The organism is Haliscomenobacter sp. (assembly GCF_040403615.1).
Classification (GTDB): Bacteria; Bacteroidota; Bacteroidia; order Chitinophagales; family Saprospiraceae; genus Haliscomenobacter.
The window spans coordinates 1-4,461 of record NZ_JBBAKG010000209.1; the positions used below are offsets into that span (position 1 = coordinate 1).

Annotated in this window: 4 protein-coding genes; all 4 read left to right on the forward strand. The window is 45.1% G+C overall.

The features are described 5' to 3' along the window. The coding region (locus ABW391_RS28695; RefSeq protein WP_353485341.1) for an O-antigen ligase family protein at nt 1–1,624 on the forward strand (1,624 nt) is incomplete at its 5' end. 185 nt (nt 1,625–1,809) lie between these two features. Next, complete coding sequence (locus tag ABW391_RS28700; protein WP_353485342.1) at nt 1,810–2,523, forward strand: hypothetical protein; 714 nt, start codon at nt 1,810–1,812, stop codon at nt 2,521–2,523. Nucleotides 2,524–2,633: 110 nt separating this feature from the next. Next, the gene (locus ABW391_RS28705) at nt 2,634–3,368 is read left to right on the forward strand and encodes a hypothetical protein (RefSeq protein WP_353485343.1); all 735 of its coding nucleotides are present in this window, start codon (nt 2,634–2,636) and stop codon (nt 3,366–3,368) included. A 232-nt stretch (nt 3,369–3,600) separates the two neighbouring features. Then, nucleotides 3,601–4,140, forward strand: coding sequence for a hypothetical protein (locus ABW391_RS28710; protein ID WP_353485344.1), 540 nt, complete (start codon nt 3,601–3,603; stop codon nt 4,138–4,140). Nucleotides 4,141–4,461: the final 321 nt, after the last annotated feature.

The window sequence follows — 4,461 nt, forward strand, 5'->3', positions numbered from 1 at the left end:
TGTTGCAACGCTATTCGGCGCCTTGATTATTAAACGCAGAAGCCATTATGTTTTTCCCGGGAAAATAATTTGGGCGACTTGGTTTACCGTGGCTGCACTTTTTGCATCCGCACTCATGAGCCCAGATTTTATAGGTTCAATGACTGGTGACACCGGGCGCTTCACTGGCGCGATTTCTGCCATTTGCTTAATCATTGTCGCGATATTCCATGCTGGCTTCACACTCGAGCAATTTAAAAGATTAGTTTGGCTCTATATTGGCGTTGTTGTTGTAACCCAAATTATTGGCATTCTCCATGACTTTAATGTCTTTGATTTACCTGGGGAACACGGCATGGTTTCTACCTTTGGAAACCTAGACTTCTTTGCGGCTTATCTCGGCACCACGTTTCCTTTATTTGTTTACCTTTTGCTTTATTCTTCACGTAATCGCCGAATTCTTATTGGTTTTATCGCTTTAAGTTCGATTTACTGTTTAAGCCGTGCCGGTGCACTTCAGGGATATGTAGACCTTGGAGTAATGGCGATTCTAATTGGTCTCTTTTTTATAATTAAATTCTTACCTGAGCGCTTTAAAGATTTCATCTCTGAACTGACGTTGAATGCCAAAACATTTGCTTGCACGCTAATTGTAATTATTTGGGCTGAAGCAATCTTCTTGATGCCATTTATCGGAAGAAATATTCCAGTTCTAGGAAACGATGAACAAGTGCAGATTCGCGGCGAATTCTGGCTAGCGGGTATCTCGCAATTTGGTAGTTCACCACTATTTGGTGTTGGCCCTGATCAATATGGAAATTACTATGAAACTTTCCGCACGCTAGATTCCGCACAGAACTTGCAATCAGTTCTTGCAAATGATGCACATTCAGCGCCAGTTCAAACTGTTGCCACACTTGGTTTTGTTGGCACAATCGCATTAATGTTGTTATTGGCGTTCTTAGTTCGATCAATAATCATTGCCGCAGAAAAGTACCCAACAAAGCGCAACGAGATTGCCGCTATTGCACTCTTTCTCTTTGTTTACTTCACAAATGCCGCAGTCAGTCCGATAACTTTGCCAAACAAGTATCTATTCTGGGCGGCAGCCGGTTTTATTGTTGGGTTGGCCTATCGCAGCGAAGGTGCTCCTAAGAAATCTCTCCAAGCTTTTATTGGGGTAACAGTTGCAGCAACACTATTTATTTCTGGCAATTTTGCCTTTGCACAACTCCGTTACTTAAATTGGATTGAGGAGTTCGCCTCGAATAACGCTTCGAAGATAATATCGGTGCAATATTCCAGATATATTCCGTGTGCGATGTATTACGACTCACTTGCCAAAATAATTAACAATCAAGGCAATGAAGCCCTTGAAAAATTTAGCCGGGCCCAATTAGCCGGTAATGAGAGATGTGTTAATGCTCAGATCAACATGGCAAAGTTCAGTTATAACAAAGGCGATATCGCTGGCATGCGCCAATATGTTTATGCCCTAACCGAGATGGCACCATCACGCGAAGAAGTTTTGGTGGTTGCTCGGGCCTATGCGACGAAGGCAGATGACCGGGCTTTATTGAAGAAAGTTGTATCCCAGTCGGCAAAATTGGGAATCATTGCGATCCCGGTCGCGCCTGCGAAGTAAATTTCCCATGTCGCTAAGTCGCAGATTATTTAAAGTATATTTGGCTCATGAATAGAACGAATAGAGAAGATTTCTGGTTTCGCTTTCGGCGAAGCTTCCATGATCTTTTCTATGGCGAGCGCGCCAGCGTAAGAATTTTCAGCCGCCTAGTTCTACTTACTTTTGTTGCTGGGCTTATCGCAACCGTGGCACCAACAGTCGCCGATGTTCTGACGCAAGAGGACCCAGGATCGGTTTCAACATATGTCGAGCCAACCCCAGAGCCATCTGTCGACACCAGCACTTCTGCGAGCCCATCGCCCGAAGCCTCGCCAATCGATTCTGCCGATTCTGCAACCGTGCAAAGCCCTGAACCAACTCCCGAATATTCAGTTGCCCCGGCAAGCTCTGACACTGCGACCGTAGAGCCAATTATCGAAGCTGATGCACCTCTAAGTCCTCAGCCCAAATACACCATAAAAATCCCAGCAACTTTTGCAATTGACCCCCGAGCCAACTCCTATTTTCTTCCATCGATTTATCTGGCGGGTTCAAAATTCACATTGGTCTGCATCAATGGCAATGGCATAAATTTTGATCTAGCAAACAAGCGAGTTAGTGACGACAGTTCGGATACCAAAACCGTAATGGTTTTGGGGGATGGCGGATCTAATCTAAGAATCGCTGGGCGCACCGCTGATGTGCTCTCAGTTATCAACAGCGGGGCCGGTCTCTTTGCCTACACAAATAGTGGCGGTCTTCGTGACCGAAGTGGCTCGGTCTCAGTAATCGCAACCAATAAAGCCACCATTGATTCGGCTTTCTGTGGCGCCGCAGTTTCAGGCAACTCCAGCACCTTTACATTCCGAGCCTTGGGCCTCCAGGTAGATACCAAAAAGGGCTCCGGCCGACTCAAATAGTAATTGTTGCCGTTTGCTGGCCCAACGGGATAGAGTTGAGCGGGGTCTGGAAATCGTGAAATCCATAAGTTATGCCATAAATAAGCGAAAGGCTGGTGCGAGAAATATAAATGCAATCTCCACTTAGCGGTCGCATGTCGTCAGGCTTTGGTGGCTCTGGAAAATATAAATCAAAAGTTGTTTTTGGTGTTGCACTAGTTGCAGCTGTTCCATTTCTACTTTCAACATTCGCAGCAAGCGTTACCGTCGGAACCGGAGCTTTAGAATTCGGTCAGGGTTCACAACAAGCAACGGCTTGCGACCAGAAAATTTATGTCGCTCTTGGCGAAGAATGGCATGGCGCTCCAACCTCGGAAGATTCATCTGCCGGATTCTTTAGAGTCCGAGCCGTAACAGTTTCTAATCTTGATCTTGAAGCATGCGCTGGAAAGAAGCTCCGCGTGCGTTTAATTGATAACACCAGTACCGAGATAAAAATCGGGCCAACCGAAGAATCAATGGTTCTCCAGATTGCACTTCCAAATCCATTTCCTATTTCAAACTTAAGTGATCCCGTAACACTTGGTCTTTCATACCTAACCGGAATAGGTGCGCCAATTTCAACAACTTTAACTGCAACCGCTGCGCTCTCGATATCTGGAACTTCGGTATATGACGGTTCAGTTCTATCGAGCAAAAATGGCGATGCAACTTTCTATTTAGATCCAACTGCCGCAACCGTAAATATTGATGGCCAGAAAGTGTTTAGAACAACAGTTGAAACTATCGATAATCCAGCCAGCACTCCGCAGGCAGCCCCATCAACCGCACCTTTGGCTACGACTTCTGCAACCCCAGCACCGTAATTCCTTCAAATAATTGACCACCCATCCCAACTTCTTTGGGTGTCACATCTGTTCTAGTTTCACTAACAATTCACCTAAATCGCGGCTTATTGGGCTCAAAGGGGGCACTTTTAGGTTGACTATCCGCCCCGAGAATGGGAGTATAAAGGGGAATAAGGGGGAGACCGCAAGGGCTAGCTAACCGAATTCATCGAACTGATCCTTCGATCTAACTTAACGGAGAGAAAAATAAATGGAAATATTAAAATTTGAAAACTCTTCGCGCCCAGTGCGCAAGAAGAGTTCTTCATCAAAGGTAGTGCTTGGTCTTGCCGGCATTGCAGCAGTAGCACTTCTAGGTTCAACACTTGCGGCTAACATCTCACTTAACGGTGGAACAGGTGTTGAGTTCGGTCAAGGCGTTGCTCTTACAACAGCGTGTGATGATTCAATTACATCAACACCAGCTGCAACATTTGTTAACGCATCAAACGGTGGTGCATTCAACTTCTCAACAGTTGCGTTCTCAAACATCTCAGCTGCGTGCTTGGGTAAGACATTTACTCTGAAAGCATTTGGCGATACAAGTGCAACACCACTAGTTCTTGCAACAAGCGGTGCAACAACTTATAGCCTTGCAACTTTTAACTTCACAACATTTTCAACAACAAGTCCAGGAATTACAACTTCTAGCTACACCGGAAGCGGTACAAACGGACAACTTTCACTTGGCTTCTCTGGCACCCAAGCAACATCGGGTGCTGTTTACAAGCTGACACTAGAAAGCCAGTAATCAATAGGCTCTGATTAAGTTGATTAGGATCGAAAATCCGACTCTAGAAGTTAGCCAAACGGTTAACTTTTAGAGTCGTTTTCAAAGCCTTAAAAATCAAACAAGTTTATTGGTTCAGTTTCTAGGAATTCAGTAGCCCGATTTCGTGTGAGTGAGGAGGTGTGTAGCCATGGCGATTGAAAAATTTAAGAAGCTAGCAAAGTTCTCCAAATCTGAGAACCAAGATGAGTATTTTGAATATACGGATGATCCGGATTTCGAAGAAGTCCAACCCCGCGGTGGACGCCGCCTTTTCTCATTTTCTTTTTATGGTGCGCTTTT

What these genes read in the sequence shown, in the direction of transcription:
- ABW391_RS28705 (WP_353485343.1), top strand. Translation starts at nt 2,634, where the DNA reads ATGCAATCTCCACTTAGCGGTCGCATGTCGTCAGGCTTTGGTGGCTCT.
- ABW391_RS28710 (WP_353485344.1), top strand. Translation starts at nt 3,601, where the DNA reads ATGGAAATATTAAAATTTGAAAACTCTTCGCGCCCAGTGCGCAAGAAG.